Here is a 1279-nt window from a genome sequence, read left to right on the forward strand (position 1 = left end):
GCGGCGCTGGCGACCCGGACCAGGTTCGCCCACCGGGCCGTCGCCGTCGCCGCCCACGACGACGACCTGCTGGCCGCGCTGGACGCGCTCGCCGACGCCCGGACCGACCCGTCGGTCGTCACCGCAACCGCCGCCGCCGGGACCCTCGCGTTCCTGTTCTCCGGCCAGGGCAGCCAGCGCCCGCGGATGGGTCATGACCTCTACCGCACGGACCCGGTCTACCGGGCGGCGCTCGACGAGGTGGCCGCCGCCTTCGACCCGCACCTCGACCGGCCGTTGCTGTCGGTCCTGCACGCCGATCCGGACGGCCCCGACGCCGAGCTGATCCACCACACCAGCTGGACCCAGCCGACCCTGTTCGCCCTGCAGGTCGCCCTCTATCGGACCGTCGTCGCCCACGGCGTCACCCCGGCCCACCTGATCGGCCACTCGCTCGGGGAGATCACCGCCGCTCACGTCGCCGGTGTCCTCACCCTGGCGGACGCGGCCCGCCTGGTCGCCACCCGCGCCCGGCTGCTCGGCTCGCTGCCCGCCGGTGGCGGCATGTTGACCGTCCACGCCGACGAGGCCACCACCCGCGCACTGCTCGACGAGACCCGCCGGGGCGCCCATGGCGGCGGCGCCGCCAGCGACGGCCTCGGCGACGTCGACATCGCCGCCGTCAACAGCCCCACCAACACCGTTCTCGCCGGGCCAACCCGGGCCCTCGACGTGCTCGCCACCGCCGCCGACGCCCGCGGGTTGCGCACCCGCCGACTCACCGTCAGCCACGCCTTCCACAGCCCACTGACCGAACCCATCCTCGAGGAGTTCCACGCCGCCGCGGCCGCCGTCAGCTACCAGTCCCCGACCATTCCGATCATCAGCAACGTCACCGGCGCACCCGCCTCCCCCGCCGAGCTCGCCTCCCCCCGCTACTGGACCGACCACCTGCGCCGCACGGTCCGGTTCACCACCGGGATCGCCACCCTCGCCGGGCTCGGCGTCTCCACCTACCTCGAGCTCGGCCCCGACGCCACCCTGACCACCCTCACGACGCAGACCCTCGGCCGGACCAGCACCGCCGACCCGGTGGACGGCACCGCCCGAAGCACCGAATTCGGTGCCGCCACCAGTACCGATGCCGTACACACGATCGCGACCCTGCGCCGCTCCCGGCCGGCCACGGCGACCCTGCCCGCAGCCCTCGCCGCCCTGCAGGTCCACGGCCATCTGCCGGCCGCCGGCGCCCGACCCGACCCGGACGCCGGCTCGGACGTCCGCGCGGACGAGGGTGGGC

1 protein-coding gene is annotated in these 1279 nt (G+C 75.5%); it reads left to right on the top strand.

The features are described 5' to 3' along the window. Positions 1-1279, top strand: a 1279-nt coding sequence (locus tag ND747_RS16415) for an acyltransferase domain-containing protein (RefSeq protein ID WP_251734479.1), incomplete at both ends; no start/stop codon positions are given.

The sequence above is a fragment of the Frankia sp. R82 genome (assembly GCF_023716925.1).
In the GTDB taxonomy this organism is placed as follows: domain Bacteria; phylum Actinomycetota; class Actinomycetes; order Frankiales; family Frankiaceae; genus Frankia.